Origin of the sequence: Streptomyces sp. NPDC093600 (assembly GCF_044764755.1) — a bacterium.
Taxonomy (GTDB): Bacteria; Actinomycetota; Actinomycetes; order Streptomycetales; family Streptomycetaceae; genus Streptomyces.
Map to the genome: position 1 here is coordinate 778,115 of NZ_JBIWIU010000002.1, position 18,836 is coordinate 796,950.

Genomic DNA, 18,836 nt, shown 5'->3' on the forward strand with positions numbered 1-18,836 from the left:
TCTCTGGCGCGGCGGCGGGCCGGTCAAACCTCCGTGGCGATCTTCAGCCACAGCGCGGCAGCTCCGGCAGCCGGCCCGCTTCCACCACCTGGACCACGGCGCGCGAGCCGCTCGCCTTGGGGTTTCCGACGCTGTACGCGAGCGCCAGCGCCCCGCCCTCCGCCTGTGCGTATCCGTAGGCGGGGGTGATCCGCGCGTACGAGCCGGAGGAGAGGTCCAGGGCGTAGGAGGTCTCCGGTGTACGCCAGGTGACCAGCCGGCCGCTGATCCGGAGCTGGTCCATGCCGTCGACGGCCGGTGGGGTGGTGACGGCAGCCGTCGGTCGTGCGTCTCCCGTACGCCACACCATGAGCCGGGGCTCGGACTCGCCCGCGACCCAGGCCCAGGTCCGGCCGTCGGAGACGGCGGACCGGATGTTCCGGAGCGCGGCGAGGGGAGCGGGCAGCGGGACCGCCCGTCCGTCCTTCGGGGACACGGCGGTCAGCCGGGTGCCGGAGCCCGCGGATTCGCGCCACACCAGCAGCTCCCCGGCGGTGAACGGCGTGTCCATCACTCCCGTACGCAGGGCGCGTGGGGTCCCGCCCGCGGCCGGGGCGGCGTACACGGTCGCCTTTCCGCCGCCCACGCCTTGCGCCCAGTGGACCGTGCCGTCACGGACGATGGGCCGGGGGAGGGGCCCCGGCCGGTCGGCGCGCGTGAGGCGCTTCACCTTCCCCGTGCCGGCGTCCCAGACGTACAGGCTCCACGGGCTGTCCAGCGTCCGCCCTTCGAGGACGGCGAACGCCGCCCACCGGCGGCCGTCGAAGTCGGCGGCGAGGAGCTGGTGTTCGACGGGATCTGCCAGGGTGAGCAGGGTGCGGGGCGCCGAGCCCGCCCGCACCAGAGCGGCGCGCCGCTGTCCGCCGCCGGTGAGCTGGACGGCGGTCCAGCCGGGCCCGGCGTCGGTGAGGACGGCCCGTTCGCCGTCCGGCGCGCGCAGCTCTCCCGCGTCGAAGGCGGAACGCCAGACGGCGGGCAGCGGTACCTCGCAGGCGGTGGTGAGGGCGGTCGGCCGAGCGGTGGGGGAGGGCGTGCGGACGCGGTCGGGCGTCGGGCCGGGGGCGGGCCGTGCCGACGAGCACCCTGCCAGCAGGATGCTCGTCAGCAGCACGGCCGAGCAGGCCGTGAGGGTCCTACCAGACGTACCCACGGCCGCCCATGATGGTGGTGAGGGTGTCGGACGAGATGCGCGCCGACTTGGGGACGGAGCCCGCCCAGGAGATGACGCTCGTGCTCACCCCGCCCACCGGGTCGAGGTAGTTGACCTGCGCGGCGGCGGTGTCGGTGTTGTAGCCGTCGATCGCGACCCAGTGGAAGATCTCGATGTTGGGGTGGCCGACGAGATGGGGACCGCCCGGGACCTCCCAGGCGTTGCCCGCGATGGCGAAGTCGTTGTCGGTGTTGTGGGTGATGTGCTGCCTGAAGTTCGCCTTGTCGGTGGCGGTCGGGGTGTAGGGCAGCGCCTTCGGTACGTATCCGGCGCCGGGGAGGCGGTGGTTGAGCGCGTCGGCCATCGGGTAGCCCGTCGGGCTGGGGACGTTGATGTTGATGCCGTACCAGGCCGTGCCGTTGGTGTTCGTCTTGAGGAGGGTGGCCGCGTCCTGCTGGGACCGGCCCGCGACCTCGTCCCGGGCGGACTGGGCGATGACCAGGGTGGCCGGGCCGCACCAGTAGGAGGTCTTCTGCGACTGGTGGAGGCCGCCGGACAGCTTGTATCCGGCGAGCGAGCCCTGGAGCCGGGCCTCTTCGTAGGATCTCGCCGCCTCCGCCTGCTTCGCCTCGCCGAGTCTGCGCTGGGCCGGAGTGAGGTGCTGCGGACCGAGGGTGTCGTGCGCCGCCTTGTAGGAGGCGCCGGGGGCGTCCGCCGCGGGTTCGGCGGCGTGCGGCGCCGCGTGCGCCGAGGGGGTGACAGCGGCGGCCGCCAGCAGGGCGGCCGCGGTCAGGGCGAGCGTGCGGGGAAGGGAGGCTGACGACGGCATCGCACTCTCCTGTCAGGCGGTGGGGGAGGGGCTCACGGAGGGGGTTCACGGTGAGTTTGACGGCGCTCACGTCATGCTGTCAGTGCTCTCGCCGCATTGCCCGCGACCAACATTGGGCGCACCAAAGGCGCCGTCCCGGACCAGCGGCGACGCCGATCGGTTCCGTGGTGCGGTCCCCCGGTTTTCACCCGTCCCGACGGCGGGGCGGGGGAGGCGCCCGGCTACAGTCACCGCCCATGACGACACACGATCGCCCCTCCTTCGCCGTGCACATCCCCGACGCGGAGCTGGAGCCGGAGCCGCTCGACCCCGCCCAGATCGTCGCGGGCACGCCCGAGGTGACCGGCAAGGTCCTGTGGGAGTCGGCCGACGGCACGCAGGTGCGCGGCATCTGGCAGATCACGCCCGGCGTGGTGACCGACACCGAGGCCGACGAGCTCTTCGTCGTCGTCAGCGGACGCGCCACGGTCGCCGTCGAGGGCGGCGACACGATGGAGATCGGGCCCGGTGACGCCTGTGTGCTGCGCGAGGGCGACCGGACCACCTGGACCGTCCACGAGACGCTGCGCAAGGCGTACCACATCAGCCTCTGAGGCCCCGAGGCGTGAGAACTCGCGGCGGAGGAAGCCCGGTTCAGAGGGTGGTAGGAAGGTTTCCTATCAGATACGCTCCCGACTCAGCGGCTTGGCGCGGCGCCCGACCCCCGTGGGCGTGACGCGCTCAGCGAGAGCTCTGACCCGGCCGCCGTACACCGCACCCCGTCCATGTCCGCGCGCCCGCACGGACTTCCGGGCAGGGGCGCGGTGTGCCGCACCGGTGTCCAGCTCTCGCCGTCCCTCAAGGCCAGGGAGCCCAGGTATGCGCCTGTACGCCTCCGCCCCACCACGCCGCACCACCGCCCTCACCCGCGTCCCCCACCTCACCCCGTCCCTCCTCCTCGCCGCCGTGCTCCTCCTCGTCGGCGGACTGCTGCTCGCCTCCCCCGGCCACGCCGGGGCAGCCGCCGACCCGCTGATCTCCCGGGGCAAGCCCGCCACCTCCTCGTCCGACGAGGACTCCACCTTCCCCGCGGCCAAGGCCTTCGACGGCGACCGCGCCACCCGGTGGGCCAGCGCGGAAGGCTCAGACCCCCAGTGGATCCGGGTCGACCTCGGCGCGGCCGCCACCGTCTCGCGCGTCCGCCTCTCGTGGGAGGCCGCCTACGCCAAGGCGTACCGCGTCGAGATCTCCGCCGACGGCGCCACCTGGACCCGGCTCGCCACCGAGACCGCCGGCAACGGCGGCACCGACGACTGGACCGGTCTCAACGGCAAGGGCCGCCATCTGCGCGTCTACGGCACCGCGCGCGGCACGTCGTACGGCTACTCCCTCTACGAAGTAGAGGTGTACGGCACCGCCGGCGGACCCCCTCCCTCCGGCGCCTTCACCGTCGTCGCCGCCGGTGACATCGCCGCCCAGTGCACCGCCTCCAGCAGCTCCTGCGCCCACCCCAGGACCGCGGCCCAGGCACAGCGGATCAACCCGAAGTTCTATCTGACGATGGGCGACAACCAGTACGACGACGCCCGGCTCTCCGACTTCCGCGCCTACTACGACAAGACGTGGGGCGCGTTCAAGGCGAAGACACGCCCGGCGCCCGGCAACCACGAGACCTACGACCCGGCCGGCCCGCTCGCCGGCTACAAGGCGTACTTCGGCGCCGTGGCCTACCCGCAGGGCAAGCCGTACTACAGCTACGACGAGGGCAACTGGCACTTCATCGCCCTCGACTCCAACTCCTTCGACGACCCCGCGCAGATCCGGTGGCTCAAGGACGATCTCGCCCGCAACACCAAGGGCTGTGTCGCCGCCTACTTCCACCACCCGCTGTACTCCTCGGGCGGCCACGGCAACGACCCCGTCTCCAAGCCCGTCTGGCAGATCCTGTACGGGGCGAAGGCCGACCTCGTCCTCAACGGGCACGACCACCACTACGAGCGGTTCGCGCCCCAGGACCCGTCCGGGCGGGCCACCCCCGACGGCATCGTGGAGATCGTCGGCGGCATGGGCGGCGCCGAGCCCTACCCGATCGAGACGGTCCAGCCCCACAGCCAGAAGCGGATCAGCGGAACGTACGGCGTGCTGAAGCTGGACCTCACCGACACGACGTACACCTGGCAGTACGTCGGCACCGACGGCCAGGTCAAGGACTCCGCCCCGACCTACACCTGCCACTGATGTACCTGGCGACCATCGGTCGCCCGGACGCGCCGCCGCCCCGCCCAGGGGAGCGGCGGCGCGTCTCCGGCACCGTTCTCGCGCTGGGCACGGTCAGCCTCGTCACCGACGTCTCCTCGGAGATGGTGACGGCCGTCCTGCCGCTCTATCTCGTGGTCGGACTCGGCCTCTCCCCGCTCCAGTTCGGCCTGCTCGACGGCCTCCTCAACGGCGCCACCGCGCTCGTCCGGCTCCTCGGCGGTCACGCGGCCGACCGGGGAGGGCGCCACAAGCGGGTCGCCGGGGTCGGGTACGCGCTCTCCGCCTGCTCCCGGCTCGGACTGCTCCTCGCGGGCGGCGCCACCGGCTGGATCGCGGCCGCGCTCGCCGGCGACCGGCTCGGCAAGGGAATTCGTACCGCGCCCCGCGACGCGCTGATCACCCTCAGCAGCCCGCCCGACGGCCTGGGCCGCGCCTTCGGCGTCCACAGGGCGATGGACACGACCGGCGCCCTCCTCGGCCCGCTCGCCGCGTTCGCGCTGCTCTGGGCGACGGCGGACGCGTACGACGCGGTCTTCGTCGTCAGCTTCTGCACCGGCGTCGCCGGAGTGCTGCTCCTCGTGGTCCTCGTCCCGGACGGCCCGGCCGCCGACCGCACGAGCCGGAGCCCACGCCCGCGCGCGGCCGACCTGCTCGCGCCGCTGCGCTCTCCGCGCTACCGGAGAGTCCTCGGCGCCACCGCGCTGCTCGGCGCCGTCACCGTCGGGGACGCCTTCGTCTACCTACTGCTCCAGCGGCGGCTCGACCTGGCCGTCACCTGGTTCCCGTTCCTGCCCCTGGGCGCCGCGGCGGCCTATCTGCTGCTGGCCGTCCCGGCCGGCCGGCTCGCCGACCGGATCGGGCGCCGCCGACCCTTCCTGTACGGGCACGGCGCCCTGCTCCTCGGCTACGCCCTCCTCCTCGCCCCGGGCCCCGACCTGCTCGTGCTCGGGCTCGTCCTCGGCCTGCTCGGGGTCTTCTACGCCGCCACGGACGGGGTCCTGATGGCGCTGTCCGGGCCCCTGCTCCCCGCCGGGCGCCGGGCGTCCGGGCTCGCCCTCGTCCAGACCGTCCAGGCCCTGGCCCGCCTGTTCGCCGCGGCCGGCTTCGGGGCCGCCTGGACGGTGTGGGGGCCGTCCACGGCTCTCGTCCTCGCCGTCACCGGGCTGGTGGCGGCGGTCGCCGGCGCCTGGCGCCTGCTGCCCGAGGCCCCGCTGTCCGAAGGGCCGCCGTCTTCCGAAGGGCCGCCGTCCTCCGAAAGGCCCTCGTCCTCCGAAAGGCCCCTGCCATGAACGGCTCTCCTCCGCGCGCGCGTCGCATCCGGGCACTCGTGCTCGCCGTCCTCCTGCTCGCCTGCGGGGCCACCGTCTACACCCTCCGGGCCGCCGAACGGACCTCCGCGCGCGTGGAGGCGTCCGGGGCCGCCCCGGCCTTCGGGCTCGACGGCCCGCGTGGACGGCTGTTCGTCCGCGACACCTCCACGGGACGCGTCGCCCGCCACGACCCGGCCGCCGCCCCCGACTCCCGGCTGCTCGGCGGACCCGTCTGCGACCGGTTCCACGCCGCCGGCGGCGCCGCGCTCTGCCTCCAGCGGCGGCCCGGGGTCCCGCCCCGCTCGTACGCGCTCGTGCTCGACCGGCGGCTGCGCGAAGTGCGCCGGATCGCGCTGCCCGGCATCCCCAACCGGGCCCGGGTCTCCGCCTCGGGACGCATGCTCTCCTGGACCATGTTCGCCACCGGCGACTCGTACGCCACCTCCGCCTTCTCGACCAGGACCTCCATCCTCGACCTGCGCACCGGCTATCTGGTCAAGAACATGGAGCAGATCCCGCTCAGCCTCGACGGCCGCCGCTACCACGCCCCCGACGTCAACTACTGGGGCGTCTCCTTCGCCCGCGACGACAACCGCTTCTACGCCACCGTAGCCACGAAGGGCCGCACCCATCTCGTCGAGGGCGACCTGCGGAGCTGGTCGGCCAGGGCCCTGCGGGAGAACGTCGAATGCCCGTCGCTGTCACCGGACGACACCCGGATCGCCTTCAAGAAGAAGGTCTCCGACGACCCCAAGGCCCCGTGGCGCCTGTACGTCCTCGACCTGCGCACCCTGCGCGAACACCCGGTCGCGGAGCGGCGGAGCGTCGACGACCAGGCGGTCTGGACCGACGGCGCCACCCTGGCCTACGGGCACGAGGGCGCCGTGTGGACCGTCCCCGCCGACGGCACGGGCGCTCCGCGCCTGCTGCTGTCCGGCGCGACGTCCCCAGCGCTGCCGCGCTGACCCGGCCGGTGCCGCCTCCCGGATGAGCTCCGTCAGCCCCGCCGTACCGTTCCCCGTACCGCCAGCGCCGCCATCGGCAGCAGCAGGCACGCGCCCACCGCGTTGAGCCAGCCGTAGCCCGCCTTGGCGACGATGAGTCCCGCCATCAGGCCGCCGACGCCCGCCGCCGTGTTCATCGTGAAGTCCGAGAGGCCCTGGACCGCCGCCCTGGCCGCCTGCGGGACCGAGTCCGTCAGCAGCGCCGAACCCGACACCAGGCCCGCGGACCAGCCGAGGCCCAGCAGGAACAGACCCGCGGTGGTCTGGGCGTGGCTCGCCCCCGCCGTGCCCGCGAGGAGCGCGGCCGCCGAGAGCAGACCGACCGCCAGGCCGATCACGGACAGCCGGCCCAGCCGGTCCGACAGCCAGCCCATCACCGGTGAGAAGGCGTACATGCCGGCGATATGGACGCTGATCACCAGGCCGATCAGCTGGATGCCCGCGCCGTGGTGGCTCAGCGCCACCGGCGTCATCGACATGATCGAGACCATCGCGGTGTGCGAGGCGGCCACGGTGACCAGGGCGAGGCGGGCCCGCGCCGATGCCCGGACGGCCCGCATCCCCGCCTTGAGGGATCGGTCGCCGGCCTCCCCGCGCTCCTCGGGACCGGCCAGGGCGCGGGCGGTGAGCAGCGGGTCCGGGCGCAGCAGCAGCGCCACCATCGCGGCGGCGATCAGGAACACCCCGGCCGCCCAGACGAACGGCCCCGCCGTCGCCGGAATGCCGAGGCCCGCGACGCTCTCCCCGGCCGGCGCCGCGACGTTCGGGCCGAGGACGGCACCGATCGTCGTCGCCCACACCACCGTGGCGATGGCGCGTCCCCGGTGGTCCGGCTCGGCGAGGTCGGCGGCGGCGAACCGGGCCGCCAGGTTGGCGGAGGACCCGGCGCCGAAGCCGACCAGACCGACCAGGAGCAGCGGGAAGTTGTCGATGACCGCCCCCAGGACGACGACCCCGGCACCCAGCACCGCCACCAGATAGGCGAGCACGAGTCCGGAACGGCGTCCCCGCGAGGCCATCAGAGCGGCCAGCGGCATCGCGAGCAGGGCCGGACCGGCCACCGACGCCGTCGACGCCAGACCCGACAGGGCCTCCGTGCCGCTGACGTCCTTGGCCAGCACGGCGGCGAGCGAGACGCCGATGGCGATGCCCAGCCCGCCGAGTATCTGGCTGGCGATCAGTACGGCCTGGATGCGTCGGCGCAGGGCGGGCAGTGCGGAGGCCGTGACGGAGGCGGAGATGCCGCCGACAGGAGCGGTATCGGGCGCGTCAGGGGCGCTGGGCGTCTGGGGCATTACGTGAGTGTGCCAGCCGCCACGCCGGAGGTAAACGCCCGCCGCGCATACCCCCCGGGGGCATGCCTGTGGATTCCGTCGCGCCTTCCTGTGGATTCCGTCGTGACCGCTCAGAACAGCGGCTGCGGCAGCACGCCCTCCAGGGCCAGCAGCGTCCGCTTCGTCTCCAGACCACCGCCGAACCCGCCGAGACCGCCGTCGCTCTCCACCACCCGATGGCACGGCACGACCACCGGAAGCGGATTGGCGCCCATCGCCGCCCCGACCGCCTGCGCCGCGCCCGGCTGCCCGACCCTCCGGGCGAGCTCGCCGTACCCCACGACCGCCCCGTACGGCACACCCTCCGCCAGCTCGCGCAGCACCTGCCGGTTGAACCCGGTCGTCAACGCCCAGTCCAGAGGCGTCCGGAACTCCCGCCGCCCACCGGAGAAATACTCCGCGAGCTGCCGTATCGGCTCGTCCAGCCGGCCCGTGGCACACTCCGCCGGCTCCGCACCGAGCTGCCCCGCCAGCCGTTCCAGCGCCCTCGCGCGCACCGCCTCGCGGGCGTGGAAGACGACGCTCACCAGGCCGCGATCGGTCGCGGCCAGCAACAGCGGGCCGATGCCGCTGTCGACCACCGCCCATTCCACCGTGGAGTCCATGCCGCTCACGGTACGACCCGCCACTGACATCACGGACCGGTCTCGCTGGGGTCTCACCCCCGCCAATTCCCGGACCTCATGGTCGCCGCGCCTCCCGCGCGCCATAATCTCGCCCCGTAGCACTACTCAGCGGTACCGACTGTTTTCGGACGACGTTGCGCCACGGGTGGAGGGCACACGCTCATGCAGGGCACGGTCGACGGATTCAGTTACGGCCTCGTCACGCCGGTGGTCGCCTATCTCATGGCGTGCCTCGGCGGCGCCCTGGGGCTGCGCTGCACCACCAGATCGCTCCGCAACCGGAACACCTTCAAGGCCGGCTGGCTGGCGCTGGGAGCCACCTCGATCGGCACCGGCATCTGGACGATGCACTTCATCGCCATGATGGGCTTCACCGTCCGGCAGGCCCCCATCAGCTACGACAAACCCCTCACCTTCGCCAGCCTGGGCGTCGCCGTCCTGATGGTCGGCATCGGCATCTTCATCGTCGGGTACCGCGGCGCCGCCCCCCTCACCCTGGTCACCGGCGGCACGATCACCGGCCTCGGCATCGCCACCATGCACTACCTCGGCATGGCCGGAATGCGGCTCCAGGGGCGCATCGAGTACGACACCCTCACCGTCGCGCTCTCCGTCGTCATCGCGGTCGTGGCCGCCACCGCCGCCCTCTGGGCCGCCGTCTCGGTCCACGGATTTCTGGCCAGCCTCGGCGCCAGCATGGTGATGGGCCTCGCCGTCGGTGGTATGCACTACACCGGCATGGCGGCGGTCAACGTCCACCTCCACGACACGGCCGCCTTCTCCGGTGCCGGCGCCGGAGACCCCGCCACCTCACTGCTGCCGATGCTGATCGGTCCCGCCGTCTTCCTCCTCCTGGCCGCGGTCGTCGTCATGTTCGACCCCCTGCTCGTCATGGGCGAGCCAGACCGGCAGCGGCCCGCCGCCCAGCGCGGTCCCCGGCCCGGCGTGCCCGCGCCGCGCCGCCCCGCCGCCTACGGCGAGCCCGCCAACTGGTCGTCCCGGCCGCCCTACGGCCGGCAGGCGCGCCGGGGAGCCCGCCGCGGCGCCCGCCGGGGCGCCCACCACTCGCGGGACTGGTGAGCGGAGGACCCCCGCGGCCGGACCTCCCGACCGTTCACCACCCGACTGTCAGTGGGGGGTCGTACGGTGGTTGCATGCGGCCCGTTTCCCAGATCGAACGTACGGTGGCGCCTTTCGAGGTCGTCAGCCCCTACCAGCCCAGCGGCGACCAGCCCACGGCCATCGCCGACCTCGAGCGGCGCATCCGCGCCGGCGAGAAGGACGTCGTCCTGCTCGGTGCCACCGGCACCGGAAAGTCGGCGACCACCGCGTGGATGATCGAGAAGCTGCAGCGCCCCACGCTCGTCATGGCGCCGAACAAGACCCTCGCCGCCCAGCTGGCGAACGAGTTCCGCGAGCTCCTGCCGAACAACGCCGTCGAGTACTTCGTCTCGTACTACGACTACTACCAGCCCGAGGCGTACGTCCCGCAGTCGGACACCTACATCGAGAAGGACTCCTCGATCAACGAGGAGGTCGAACGGCTGCGCCACTCCGCGACGAACTCGCTGCTCACCCGCCGCGACGTCGTCGTGGTGGCCTCCGTCTCCTGCATCTACGGCCTCGGAACGCCCCAGGAGTACGTCGACCGCATGGTCCCCCTCAAGGTCGGCGAGGAGATCGACCGCGACCAGCTGCTGCGCCGCTTCGTCGACATCCAGTACACCCGCAACGACCTCGCGTTCACCCGGGGCACCTTCCGGGTCCGCGGCGACACCATCGAGATCTTCCCGGTCTATGAGGAGCTCGCCGTCCGCATCGAGATGTTCGGCGACGAGATCGAGGCGCTCTCCACGCTCCACCCGCTCACCGGCGAGATCATCAGCGAGGACCGAGAGCTGTACGTCTTCCCCGCCAGCCACTATGTGGCCGGCCCCGAGCGCATGGAGAAGGCGATCAACGGCATCGAGCGCGAGCTCGAGACCCGCCTCGCCGAACTCGACAAGCAGGGCAAGATGCTGGAGTCCCAGCGCCTGCGCATGCGGACGACGTACGACATCGAGATGATGCGCCAGATCGGCTCCTGCTCCGGCATCGAGAACTACTCCATGCACTTCGACGACCGCGAGCCCGGCTCCGCTCCCAACACGCTCCTCGACTACTTCCCCGAGGACTTCCTGCTCGTCATCGACGAGTCGCACGTCACCGTCCCGCAGATCGGCGCGATGTACGAAGGCGACGCCTCCCGCAAGCGGACCCTCGTCGACCACGGGTTCCGGCTCCCCTCCGCGCTCGACAACCGCCCGCTGAAGTGGGAGGAGTTCCAGCAGCGGATCGGCCAGACGGTCTATCTCTCCGCCACCCCCGGCACGTACGAGCTGTCCCGCTCGGACGGCTTCGTCGAACAGATCATCCGCCCCACCGGCCTGGTGGACCCCCAGGTCGTCGTCAAGCCCACCGAGGGCCAGATCGACGACCTGGTCCACGAGATCCGGCTGCGCACCGAGAAGGACGAGCGCGTGCTCGTCACCACCCTCACCAAGAAGATGGCCGAGGACCTCACCGACTACTTCCTCGAACTCGGCATCCAGGTCCGTTATCTGCACAGCGACGTCGACACCCTGCGCCGTATCGAGCTGCTGCGCGAACTGCGGTCCGGCGAGTACGACGTCCTGGTCGGCATCAACCTGCTCCGTGAGGGCCTCGACCTGCCCGAGGTGTCGCTGGTCGCCATCCTCGACGCCGACAAGCAGGGCTTCCTGCGCTCCGGCACCTCGCTGATCCAGACCATCGGCCGCGCGGCGCGCAACGTCTCGGGCCAGGTCCACATGTACGCGGACACGATCACGCCGGCGATGGAGAAGGCCATCGACGAGACCAACCGGCGCCGCGAGAAGCAGATCGCGTACAACACCGCCCACGGCATCGACCCGCAGCCGCTCCGCAAGAAGATCAACGACATCGTGGCCACCATCGCCCGCGAGGAGGTCGACACGGAGCAGCTGCTCGGCACCGGCTACCGCCAGGCCAAGGACGGCAAGGGCGCCAAGGCCCCCGTGCCCTCCCTCGCCGCCCACGGCGCCACGGGCAAGACAAGGGGCAAGGCCGGCAAGGCGGGAGCGGCGGGGTCGACGGTGCAGCTCGGCGACCGCCCGGCCACCGAACTGGCCGCCATCATCGAGGAGATGACCGACCGGATGCGCGCCGCCGCGGCGGAGCTGCAGTTCGAGGTGGCCGCCCGGCTCCGGGACGAAGTGGGGGAGCTGAAGAAGGAGTTGCGCCAGATGAAGGAGGCGGGACTCGCCTGACGGCGCGCGGGCCCGGACGCGGTCCAATGTGTTGCAAGACCGACACAAAACCGGACCGCGTCTGCTGCGCTGTCAGTGCCCCTGCGTAGGGTGCTGGTCAACCGCACGCACAGCAGGACGGCCGCGGGGACAGCGACGAGAGGGGACAGCGCGTGACGGTCAACATGACCAAGGGACAGGCCATCAGCCTGGAGAAGCAGGGCGGGGGGTCCCTTACGTCGGTACGGATGGGGCTCGGCTGGCGGGCGGCGCCGCGCCGCGGCCTGTTCGGCTCGCGCACCCGGGAGGTCGACCTGGACGCCTCCGCGGTGCTCTTCGCCGACAAGCAGCCGGTGGACGTGGTCTTCTTCCGTCATCTGGTCAGCGACGACGGCTCGGTCCGCCACACCGGTGACAACCTGGTCGGCGGCGCCGGCCAGGGCGGCGACGACGAGTCGATCCTGGTCGACCTCGAGCGCCTACCCGTCCACATCGACCAGATCGTCTTCACGGTGAACTCCTTCACCGGCCAGACGTTCCAGGAGGTGCAGAACGCCTTCTGCCGGATCGTCGACGAGACCAACGGCCAGGAGCTCGCGCGCTACACCCTGGACGGCGGCGGCCAGTACACCGCGCAGATCATGGCGAAGGTGCACCGCGCCGGTTCCGGCTGGCAGATGACCGCCCTGGGCAACCCGGCCAACGGCCGTACGTTCCAGGACCTCATGCCCGCGATCCTGCCGCATCTGTAGACCGGCACCGCAGGCGCACCCACAGCTCCCGGAGGCAGCAGGCCGCCGGGAGCTGTCCTATCCACACACCCGAGGGGACAGAGTCGATGACGGCCGAGCTGGTCCGGGGGCAGAACCACCCCCTGCCCGACACCCGACTGGAGATCCGGGTGTCGGCCGGCCATCCGGTCGTCGCCGGCGCCACCCTCTGCGACGAGCGGGGCAGGATGGGCGGGGCCGAGTGGATCGCCCACCCCGGCTCGCCCTCGCTGCCCGGCGTGGAGGTCTCGCAGCAGGCCGCCGCCGATCACCGCCTCGCCGTCGACCTCGAAGCGCTTCCGGCCGGCGTGCATCTGGTCTCGGTCCTCCTGGCGCTGCCCGTGGGCGTCGGCGGCCCGGCCCGCTTCGGCGCCGTCGCCGCGCCCTTCGTCGCGGTCACCGGCCTCGACGGCACCGAGATCGCCACCTTCACCATCGCGGGCCTCGACCGCGAGTCCGCCGTCGTCGCCGTCGAGCTGTACCGCCGCCAGGGCGCCTGGAAGGTCCGCGCCATGGGCCAGGGGTACGAAGGCGGTCTCGCGGCCATGCTCGCCGACCACGGCGCGGAGCGGCCCGCCGAGCTCGCCGCCTCGATCCTGGACGCCGTGGCCCAGGGCATGGCCCGATCGGTCTCGGCCCCGCCTCCGCGTCTGCCCGACGCCGAGCGGGTGCGCCAACCGTCGCCGGCGACGGCCTCGGACGCGGCCCCGACGCCGCCCCCACCGGCCACGGCCCCGACCCCGGCCCCGGCGCCGGGTACGCCGGGCCTGTCCGGCGCGACCACCGGCTCCGCCGCGTCCGCCCCGGGCGGACCCATCAACTACGCCCACCCCCGCAGGCCGACCGCCGCGCCCGAGGCCCGGCCCGCTCCGCCCGTTCCCGTCGCCGGGGACGCCGCCGGCTGGTCCATGGACGAGCGGCTCTACAACCAGGTGTGGGGCATGTTCGAGGACCTGGCCCGCACCGCCGCCGCGTACCGCAGCGCCTGCGACTTCGCCGAGTCCCGTCTCGACCAGGAGCTCGACCGCGCCCTGTCCGACCCGCGGAGCCGGATCGGCGGCGCCGGGGACGCCGCCCGTGAGGCGGCTCGCGCCAAGCGCGACGAGCTCACCGCCCGCGCCCAGGAGGCCCTGGACCGGGACCTCGCCCAGCTGGCCGCCGAGGCCCAGGTCGTCGAGCCCGCGCTGCCCGCCGCCTTCGCCCGCTGGGACAACCCCGTCTGGCACGCCTACCGCGTCCCGATGGAGGCCCCCCTGGCCGTCCGCCTCGGCGACCTGCATCTGCCCGAGCGCACCGATCTGCGCATCCCCATGCTGGTCCGGCTCCCACTGGAGCGGGGGCTGTGGGTGGACAGCGGGCGCGGCCGCTCGGAGGCCGCGGGGCTGCTCGACGCGGCCGAGCTGCGCCGCCTCGCCATGGACGCCGCCGTCGCCCATGCCGCCCGGCTGCTGGCCGTGTACCCGTCCGGCGAGTTCGCCGTCCATGTCATCGACCCGGCGGGCGCGGGCGCCGCCTCCCTCGCGCCGCTCGTCGAGGCGGGCGTCCTCGCCGGACCGCCGGCCGCCGGACCCGCCGGGGTCGACGCCGTCCTCGCGCAGCTCACCGAGCGGGTCGACCTGCTCCAGATGGCGATCAGGGCCGGCGCCGCCGACGCGCTGCCGCCCGGCATGGACACCGCCGAGCAGCTGCTGATCGTCCACGACTTCCCGCACGGCTTCGACGACCGGGCGGTCACCCGGCTCCGCTATCTCGCGGACGAGGGCCCGGCGGTCGGAGTCCATCTGCTGATGGTCGCCGACCGCGAGGACGCCTCCGCGTACGGCCCGGTCCTCGACCCGCTGTGGCGCTCGCTGCTGCGGCTCACCCCCGTGGCCGACGACCACCTCGCCGACCCCTGGGTCGGCCATGCCTGGACGTACGAGCCGCCCCGGCTTCCGTCCGGCAGCCAGGTGCTCCGCCAGGTCCTGGCGCAGGTCGCCGAAGCCCGTCGGCAATGGGGCTGACCTGCCTCTTTGGGGGATCCTTTACCCTTCGCTTTACCTTCTCTTGGTTCTTCGGGTAATCTTCTCGGCGCGGAGGGGAGTACTCCCCAGGTGCGGCGTTCCCGTCAATACGGACAGATCCTGAGCGGTCTGATCCCGGGGCGTCGGCCCGGTCGCCCTCAAGGGCCCGGGTGGAAGAGACCTCCGGCAGCGACGACGCTGATCAGTAGCCGTACGACGCCGGAGGCGCAGTGGACGTTTCAATGAGCCTGTGGGTGCTGACCATTCTCGGTCTGACCGCCCTCATCGCTATCGACTTCTTCATCGGGCGCAAGCCCCACGACGTATCGATCAAGGAAGCCGGGACCTGGACGGTCGTCTGGATCGTCCTCGCCGTGCTCTTCGGCCTGGGACTGCTGTTCTTCGGCAACAGCCAGGCGTCCGGCGAGTTCTTCGCCGGCTTCATCACCGAGAAGTCGCTCAGCGTCGACAACCTCTTCGTCTTCGTCCTGATCATGGCGAAGTTCTCGGTACCCTCCCACCTCCAGCAGCGTGTGCTGCTCATCGGTGTGCTGATCGCCCTCGTCCTGCGCGCGATCTTCATCGCCGCCGGCGCCGCGATCATCGCCAGCTTCTCCTGGGTGTTCTACATCTTCGGCGCGTTCCTGATCTACACCGCCTGGAAGCTCATCCAGGAGGCGCGCAGCCATGACGAGGAGGAGGAGTTCGAGGAGAACCGTCTCCTCAAGTCCATCGAGAAGAAGTTCGGCGTCGCCGACAAGTACCACGGCACGAAGCTCTTCCTGAAGGTGAACGGCAAGCGGGTGCTGACCCCGCTGATGGTCGTCATGCTGGCCATCGGCACCACCGACGTGCTCTTCGCCCTCGACTCGATCCCGGCGATCTTCGGCCTCACCCAGGACCCGTACATCGTCTTCACCGCCAACGCCTTCGCCCTGATGGGTCTGCGGCAGCTGTACTTCCTGATCGGCGGCCTGCTGAAGAAGCTGGTCCACCTCAGCTACGGCCTGTCGGTGATCCTCGGCTTCATCGGCGTGAAACTGGTGCTGCACGCACTGCACGAGTCCGGGGTGCACGTCCCCGAGATCTCCATCCCGTTCTCGCTCACCGTCATCTGCGGCGTTCTGATCGTCACGACGATCACCAGCCTGATCGCCTCCAAGAAGCAGGCGGAGCGCGAGGCGGCCGAGGCCGCGCAGTCCACGAAGTCCGTGGACTCCGGCGAGACCGAGAAGGACAGCGTCGGGGCCTGACCGCCCCGTTCGGACACAGCGCACCGCGGCCGGTGCGGGCGGCACACCACCGCCCGCACCGGCCGCGGCGCGTTCCGGGGCCCGCGCCGAGCGGCTGGGGCCTCTCTCAGACCCGCGCCTTCTCCGGAGCCTCCGTCCGGGCCGGAAGCGTCTCCGGAAGCAGGGCGAAGCACCCCAGGCTCACCAGCGCCACCACCGTCAGATAGGCCGCCACGCCCCAGGGCGCGCCCGTACCGCCGGCCGAGACGGCCGTCGCGACGATCGGTGTCAGCGCCCCGCCCAGCACACCGGCGAGGTTGTAACCGACCGCCGCGCCCGTGCACCGCACCCGAGGCTCGTACAGCTCCGGAAGGTACGCGGCGACCACCGCGAACATCGTGATGAACGCCAGCAGGGCGCCCGTGAACCCGAGGAACATCGGCACCGGCCGGGCGGTGTGCAGCAGCCCCACCATGGGGAACATCCAGACCGCGGAGGCGGCGCAGCCCACCAGGCACAGCGGCCGTCGGCCGTAGCGGTCGCCGAGCAGCGCGACGAACGGCGTCACGACGCCGCTGATCGCCACCGCCCCCATGACGCAGACCAGCATCACGGTGCGGTCGACCCCGAGCCGCTCGGTGCCGTAGGCGAGGGCCCACGTGGAGACGGTGTAGAAGACGGCGTACCCGACCGCGAGCGCTCCCGCCGTCAGCAGCACCAGACGCCAGTGGCCGCGCGCCACCTCCGCCAGGGGCGCGTTCGCCCGCCGGCCCGACGCGGCCAGCTCCTTGAACTGCGGGGTCTCGGCCAGCGACGAGCGCAGCAGCAGCCCGCCCGCGGCGAGCAGCCCGGCCGCCCAGAACGGCACCCGCCAGCCCCACTCACGGAACTGCGCGTCGGTCAGCCCGGCGGAGAGCGCCAGCATCACACCGTTGGCCAGCAGAAAGCCCACCGGCGGCCCGATCTGCGGAAAGCTCGCCCACAGCGCGCGCCGCCGCTCCGGCGCGTGCTCGGCCGTCAGCAGCACCGCGCCGCCCCACTCGCCGCCCAGGCCGAGCCCCTGCAGAAAGCGCAGGACGAGCAGGAGGACGGGAGCGGTGATGCCGAGGGTCGCGTACGAGGGGACACATCCGACCGCGACCGTGGCACAGCCGGTCAGCACCAGCGACGCGAACATGACCGGGCGCCGCCCGTAGCGGTCGCCGATGTGGCCGAAGAGCGCGGAGCCGAGCGGGCGGGCGACGAAGCCCACGGCGAAGGTGCCGAAGGCGGCCAGCGTCCCGGCGAGGGGGGAGAAGGTCGGGAAGAACAGCGGGCCGAGGACGAGCGCGGCGGCCGTTCCGTAGACGAAGAAGTCGAAGAACTCGATGGCCGTGCCGACGAGCGAGGCGGCGGCGAGCCGCGCCATGGAGGGGGCGGACGGCGGCCGTGGAGGGGGTGGGGAGTGACTGTCGTGCATGCCGCGCCAACTACGCGGCCCGCGAGTGGGTTACGGGTGTGCGGAAGCGCGCGGCGCGATGCCGCGCGCCTCACCTCCGGCGGCCCCGTACGGCCGCTACCAGCCGCGCTCGCGCCACTCGGCGAGGTGCGGCCGCTCGTCGCCGAGGGTGGTGTCCTTGCCGTGGCCGGGGTAGACCCAGGTCTCGTCCGGCAGTACGGCGAAGAGCTTGGTCTCGACGTCGTGGAGGAGGTTGGCGAAGGCTTCCGGGTCCTCCCAGGTGTTCCCCACGCCGCCCGGGAAGAGGCAGTCGCCGGTGAACACGTGCGGGTGGCCGTGCGGGTCGTCGTAGACCAGGGCGATCGAGCCGGGGGTGTGCCCGACCAGATGGCGGGCGGTCAGCTCGACCCGGCCGACCCGGATCGTGTCGCCGTCCTCGACCCGCACATCGGTCGGGACCGGGATCCCGTCGGCGTCGTACGCCCCGGCGTACGTCCGGGCGCCGGTCGCGGCGACCACCTCGGCCAGCGCCTGCCAGTGGTCGCCGTGCTGGTGGGTGGTGACGACGGAGGCGATGCCGTCGTCACCGATCAGCGTCAGCAGCGTACGGGCGTCGTTGGCCGCGTCGATCAGCAGCTGCTCGCCGGTCGCCCGGCAGCGCAGCAGATAGGCGTTGTTGTCCGCCGGGCCGACGGCGACCTTGGAGATCATCAGGTCCGACAGCTCATGCACGTCCGCCGGCCCGCCGACCTTCACCACTCCGCTGTACGTCATGGGCTCAGACTATCGCCGGGCACCGACACCGGGGGTCACAACGGCGGGAGCTGGGGAAGCGGGCCGCCCTCGACCTTCAGGGCGGAGCCGTCGCGGCGGCCGGCGAGCCAGCCGAGCACCTCGGGCGCGGGGCCGGAGACGGCCACCGGGCCGCCCTCCGCGCCGCCGCCCGTCGTCCACATCCGGCCGCCCTCGGCCCGGATGCCGGTCGACGGCACGTCCTTGTGGCCCGCGAATCGCTCCGCCAGGAAGTCGATCTCCCGCAGGACGAAGTCCTCGGGCAGGTCCTCCAGCTCGTAGCCGACCCCGAGGTCGACGTGGTGCAGGGCCACCTCCACCCAGCGGCGGAAGGGGACCCGCGCCGCGCGGTCGGTGACGCCGTTGCGGAGCTCCACGATCCGGTCCCAGTCGGCGGGCTCGCGCCCGACGGCGTCGAAGCGCTCGGCGGTCGCCCGGACGTCGTCGAGCTGGACGTCGAGGGGCCGGCCGGCGCCGCGCTCGATGTCGGCGTCGCGCGCCTCGGCGGAGGCGTACATGGGCCGGCCCTGGAGAACGTTCACCAGGGCGTCGGCGTTGCGGGCGAGGTGGGCGAGGAGATGGCCGCGGCTCCAGCCGGGGAGCCGTGACGGCTGGGTCACCGTCGCGTTGTCCCATGAGGCGGCGGCGTCGAGCAGCCGGTCGGTCGCTTCACGTACAGAGGCCAGGTCACGCACATGGTCGATCATGGCGCCGACCCTAGCGCCGCCACTCGTTCGGGTGAAGCGGGCGGGGAGAGGCCGGAAATCGAATGTGCGTGCTATAG

Annotated in this window: 16 protein-coding genes; 9 read left to right on the forward strand and 7 right to left on the reverse strand. The window is 72.6% G+C overall.

Features of this window, described 5'->3' with window-relative positions:
- Positions 1–43: 43 nt before the first annotated feature.
- Entirely contained in the window at positions 44–1,189 is a 1,146-nt protein-coding gene (locus tag ACIRB4_RS09190) for a hypothetical protein (protein ID WP_403289439.1), read from the reverse strand.
- On the reverse strand, positions 1,173–2,018 hold the full coding sequence (locus ACIRB4_RS09195; protein ID WP_403289440.1) for a hypothetical protein: 846 nt from the start codon (positions 2,016–2,018) through the stop codon (positions 1,173–1,175). The genes ACIRB4_RS09190 and ACIRB4_RS09195 overlap by 17 nt, the downstream gene beginning before the upstream one ends.
- A 236-nt stretch (positions 2,019–2,254) precedes the next feature.
- On the opposite strand from ACIRB4_RS09195, the gene ACIRB4_RS09200 reads away from it, so the two are divergent.
- The 4 genes from ACIRB4_RS09200 (at position 2,255) to ACIRB4_RS09215 (ending at position 6,531) form a co-directional block, all read left to right on the forward strand.
- A complete protein-coding gene (locus tag ACIRB4_RS09200; RefSeq protein WP_403289441.1) occupies positions 2,255–2,611 on the forward strand; it encodes a cupin domain-containing protein in 357 nt (118 codons plus the stop codon).
- A gap of 265 nt (positions 2,612–2,876) precedes the next feature.
- On the forward strand, positions 2,877–4,235 hold the full coding sequence (locus ACIRB4_RS09205; RefSeq protein WP_403289442.1) for a discoidin domain-containing protein: 1,359 nt from the start codon (positions 2,877–2,879) through the stop codon (positions 4,233–4,235).
- A complete protein-coding gene (locus tag ACIRB4_RS09210; RefSeq protein ID WP_403289443.1) occupies positions 4,235–5,545 on the forward strand; it encodes an MFS transporter in 1,311 nt (436 codons plus the stop codon). Before ACIRB4_RS09205 ends, ACIRB4_RS09210 begins: the two co-directional genes overlap by 1 nt.
- Complete coding sequence (locus tag ACIRB4_RS09215) at positions 5,542–6,531, forward strand: TolB family protein (RefSeq protein WP_403289444.1); 990 nt, start codon at positions 5,542–5,544, stop codon at positions 6,529–6,531. Before ACIRB4_RS09210 ends, ACIRB4_RS09215 begins: the two co-directional genes overlap by 4 nt.
- Before the next feature lie 32 nt (positions 6,532–6,563).
- On the opposite strand, the gene ACIRB4_RS09220 is transcribed toward ACIRB4_RS09215, so the two are convergent.
- Positions 6,564–7,865: an MFS transporter gene (locus ACIRB4_RS09220; protein WP_403289445.1), complete on the reverse strand. Its 1,302-nt coding sequence runs from the start codon at positions 7,863–7,865 to the stop codon at positions 6,564–6,566.
- 110 nt (positions 7,866–7,975) lie between these two features.
- Positions 7,976–8,509: a methylated-DNA--[protein]-cysteine S-methyltransferase gene (locus tag ACIRB4_RS09225; protein WP_403289446.1), complete on the reverse strand. Its 534-nt coding sequence runs from the start codon at positions 8,507–8,509 to the stop codon at positions 7,976–7,978.
- A 183-nt stretch (positions 8,510–8,692) separates the two neighbouring features.
- Here ACIRB4_RS09225 and ACIRB4_RS09230 point away from each other — a divergent pair, with 183 nt between their 5' ends.
- The 5 genes from ACIRB4_RS09230 to ACIRB4_RS09250 all read left to right on the forward strand — a co-directional run bounded on the left by ACIRB4_RS09230 (position 8,693) and on the right by ACIRB4_RS09250 (position 15,843).
- On the forward strand, positions 8,693–9,610 hold the full coding sequence (locus ACIRB4_RS09230; protein WP_403289447.1) for an MHYT domain-containing protein: 918 nt from the start codon (positions 8,693–8,695) through the stop codon (positions 9,608–9,610).
- Positions 9,611–9,684: 74 nt separating this feature from the next.
- Positions 9,685–11,838 (forward strand): excinuclease ABC subunit UvrB, encoded by a 2,154-nt coding sequence (uvrB, locus tag ACIRB4_RS09235; protein WP_403289448.1) that lies wholly within the window; start codon positions 9,685–9,687, stop codon positions 11,836–11,838.
- 152 nt (positions 11,839–11,990) lie between these two features.
- Positions 11,991–12,569 (forward strand): TerD family protein, encoded by a 579-nt coding sequence (locus ACIRB4_RS09240; RefSeq protein WP_403289449.1) that lies wholly within the window; start codon positions 11,991–11,993, stop codon positions 12,567–12,569.
- An 86-nt stretch (positions 12,570–12,655) separates the two neighbouring features.
- The gene (locus ACIRB4_RS09245; protein ID WP_403289450.1) at positions 12,656–14,590 is read left to right on the forward strand and encodes a TerD family protein; all 1,935 of its coding nucleotides are present in this window, start codon (positions 12,656–12,658) and stop codon (positions 14,588–14,590) included.
- Positions 14,591–14,832: 242 nt separating this feature from the next.
- Positions 14,833–15,843, forward strand: coding sequence for a TerC/Alx family metal homeostasis membrane protein (locus tag ACIRB4_RS09250; RefSeq protein ID WP_403289452.1), 1,011 nt, complete (start codon positions 14,833–14,835; stop codon positions 15,841–15,843).
- 106 nt (positions 15,844–15,949) lie between these two features.
- Here ACIRB4_RS09250 and ACIRB4_RS09255 read toward each other — a convergent pair whose 3' ends face one another.
- The 3 genes from ACIRB4_RS09255 to ACIRB4_RS09265 form a co-directional block, all read right to left on the reverse strand.
- A complete protein-coding gene (locus tag ACIRB4_RS09255) occupies positions 15,950–17,230 on the reverse strand; it encodes an MFS transporter (RefSeq protein WP_403289672.1) in 1,281 nt (426 codons plus the stop codon).
- Positions 17,231–17,377: 147 nt separating this feature from the next.
- Complete coding sequence (locus ACIRB4_RS09260) at positions 17,378–18,034, reverse strand: MBL fold metallo-hydrolase (RefSeq protein WP_403289453.1); 657 nt, start codon at positions 18,032–18,034, stop codon at positions 17,378–17,380.
- Between the two features lie 35 nt (positions 18,035–18,069).
- Positions 18,070–18,759, reverse strand: a complete 690-nt coding sequence (locus ACIRB4_RS09265; RefSeq protein WP_403289454.1) for a maleylpyruvate isomerase family mycothiol-dependent enzyme — start codon at positions 18,757–18,759, stop codon at positions 18,070–18,072.
- Positions 18,760–18,836 lie beyond the last annotated feature (77 nt).